Genomic DNA, 2,333 nt, shown 5'->3' on the forward strand with positions numbered 1-2,333 from the left:
ACTTGGTTGCCGGCTCAACCAGGGACGCCTGACAGTCGGCCAGCTTCGGGAGCGTCGCGGACGGACTGTCAGGGATGGCCGGAGGCAATCGCGGAGCGACTCTCGCCGGTCAGGACGGCCGCGGTGTGGGTGAGGTGCCGGGCCAGCAGCTGGGCCGCGGTGTCGGCGTCGCGGGCCAGCGCCGCCTCCTCCAGCCGGCGGTGTTCGTCGGCGCCGTCGCGGTCGGGGCTGCGGTGCGCCGCCAAGCGGCGGGCCAGCTCGCTCGCGGTCCACAGGCGATCAACGGTCTCGAGCAGGACGGGGTTGCCACAGCCCTCCAGCAGGGTGCGGTGGAAGACTCGGTGGGCTTCGGCCCATACGCTGCTGTAGTACTGGCCCTCGTCCGGCGCGTATGCCGGGGTGCGGGCCAGGCGGTGGTGGGCGGCTCGCACCCGGGCCTCCCAGTCGACGTCGCCGCGCTCGATGGACATGCGCAGTACGACCGGTTCGATGGTGCGGCGGGCTTCGGCGATCTCCTGCCACCGGCGGTCGGAGAAGGCCGGCACGGCGAAACCGCGGTTGGGCAGCCGGTCGGCCAGACCCTCTCCGACCACCCGCACGAGCGCCTCGCGCACGACGGCCAGGCTCACGCCCTGCTGCTTGGCGAGGTCCTGCGGTTTGAGGGCGTCACCGGGGGCGTAGTCGCCGCGCATGATCGCGTCCCGCAGGTGCGCGTAGACCTGCTCGGAGAGCATCTGCTTCCCCGTCGGGGCCGGTGTGGGGGCCGTCTGAGTCATGCCTCCATCATAGACGATAAGAGCAATAATCGATTATCTCTGGTACAGTCGATTCTGTGGTCGATGAGTGACACCGACGACGCCCCTGCACGACCGGCTCTCGGCCGGCGCTCGGACCGCTACTGCCCGGCACGCCCCGAAAGGAATGACGCGATGCGCGCCAACGACCCCTTCGCCCGCCTCCCCGAGGCGGCGTCCTTCACCGTCACCAGCACCACCGTCACCGACGGCGCCCCCTGGCCGACCGAGCAGTTCTCCTCCGGCGTTCCCGGCGGGAAGGACGTCTCCCCGCAGCTGTCCTGGAGTGACGCCCCGGAGGGCACCAAGAGTTACGCCGTCACCGTCTACGACCCCGACGCGCCCACCGGCTCCGGGTTCTGGCACTGGGCGGTCGCCGACATCCCCGCCACCGTCACCGAGCTGCCCGAGGGCGCCGGCGACGACACCGGATCCGGTCTGCCCGAGGGCGCCTTCCAATTGCCCAACGACGCCCGCGCGGCCCGTTTCATCGGCGCCGCCCCGCCGCCCGGCCACGGCCCGCACCGCTACTTCATCGTGGTGCACGCCCTCGACGTTGAATCCATCGGCGTCCCGGCCGACACCACCCCGGCCATCCTCGGCTTCACCATGGCCGGCCACATCCTCGGCCGCGCGATACTGACCGCCACCGCCGAAACACCCGCCTGACGAGCAGCATGTCCCGCCTCATCGACACGACGCAGATGTATCTCCGCACCGTCCTGGAGCTCGAGGAGGAAGGCGTGATTCCGATGCGCGCCCGCATCGCCGAGCGCCTGAACTGCAGCGGCCCCACCGTCAGCCAGACCGTGGCCCGCATGGAACGCGACGGCCTGTTGCACGTCGCCGGTGACCGGCACCTGGAGCTGACCAAGGATGGCCGGCAGATCGCCGTACGCGTGATGCGCAAACACCGGCTCGCGGAGTGCCTGCTCCTCGACGTGATCGGGCTGGAGTGGGAGCAGGCCCACGCCGAAGCCTGCCGCTGGGAGCACGTGATGAGCGAGGCCGTCGAACGCCGCCTCTTCGCCCTGCTGCGCCACCCGACCCAATCCCCCTACGGCAACCCGATCCCCGGCCTGGAGGAAATCGCCGGTGACCGGGCCGTGAATCTGTCCCCCAGCGACACCACGATCAGCCTGAAGGATCTGCATCCCGAGCCGGACGGCACGAGCGCGGTCGTGCGGCGCATCGGAGAGCCCATCCAGACCGACTCCCGGCTGATGCACGCCCTGCGGTTCGCCGGGGTGCTCCCGGGCGCGGTCGTGAGCGTGACGCCGTCACCCGGCGGCGTGCTGGTCGGCAGCAGTGGCAAAGCAGCCGAACTCCCCACGCGGACCGCCGCACACGTCTTCGTGACCAAGCCCTGAACCCACCCGGGCACCGGGTCTTGGCGGTGCCCAGCCGCAACGAGGTCGGGCCCCGCCCCCCCAAGGGGGGGGGGGGCCCCCCCCCCGGCGGCCCCCCCCCCCCCGGCCGGGGGGCGGCCCCGCCCCCCCCAGGCGGGGGGGGCACCGTAACCCGCCACCACCCCCCAGC

The 2,333-nt window shown here is 72.1% G+C and carries 3 protein-coding genes; 2 read left to right on the forward strand and 1 reads right to left on the reverse strand.

The genetic code is table 11. From position 1 onward, the window contains the following. Positions 1-68: 68 nt before the first annotated feature. Positions 69-776, reverse strand: a complete 708-nt coding sequence (locus ACH4LD_RS42940) for a GntR family transcriptional regulator (RefSeq protein ID WP_398059943.1) — start codon at positions 774-776, stop codon at positions 69-71. 153 nt (positions 777-929) lie between these two features. Between ACH4LD_RS42940 and ACH4LD_RS42945 the strand changes: the two genes are divergently transcribed. Together ACH4LD_RS42945 and ACH4LD_RS42950 are read left to right on the forward strand one after the other, a co-directional pair. Next, a complete protein-coding gene (locus ACH4LD_RS42945; RefSeq protein WP_398059941.1) occupies positions 930-1,463 on the forward strand; it encodes a YbhB/YbcL family Raf kinase inhibitor-like protein in 534 nt (177 codons plus the stop codon). Positions 1,464-1,471: 8 nt separating this feature from the next. Continuing rightward, on the forward strand, positions 1,472-2,164 hold the full coding sequence (locus ACH4LD_RS42950) for a metal-dependent transcriptional regulator (protein WP_398059939.1): 693 nt from the start codon (positions 1,472-1,474) through the stop codon (positions 2,162-2,164). Positions 2,165-2,333 lie beyond the last annotated feature (169 nt).

This window comes from Streptomyces sp. NPDC017676 (assembly GCF_044329325.1).
Classification (GTDB): Bacteria; Actinomycetota; Actinomycetes; order Streptomycetales; family Streptomycetaceae; genus Streptomyces.

What these genes read in the sequence shown, in the direction of transcription:
- ACH4LD_RS42950 (WP_398059939.1), top strand. Translation starts at nt 1,472, where the DNA reads ATGTCCCGCCTCATCGACACGACGCAGATGTATCTCCGCACCGTCCTG.
- ACH4LD_RS42940 (WP_398059943.1), bottom strand. Translation starts at nt 776, where the DNA reads ATGACTCAGACGGCCCCCACACCGGCCCCGACGGGGAAGCAGATGCTC.
- ACH4LD_RS42945 (WP_398059941.1), top strand. Translation starts at nt 930, where the DNA reads ATGCGCGCCAACGACCCCTTCGCCCGCCTCCCCGAGGCGGCGTCCTTC.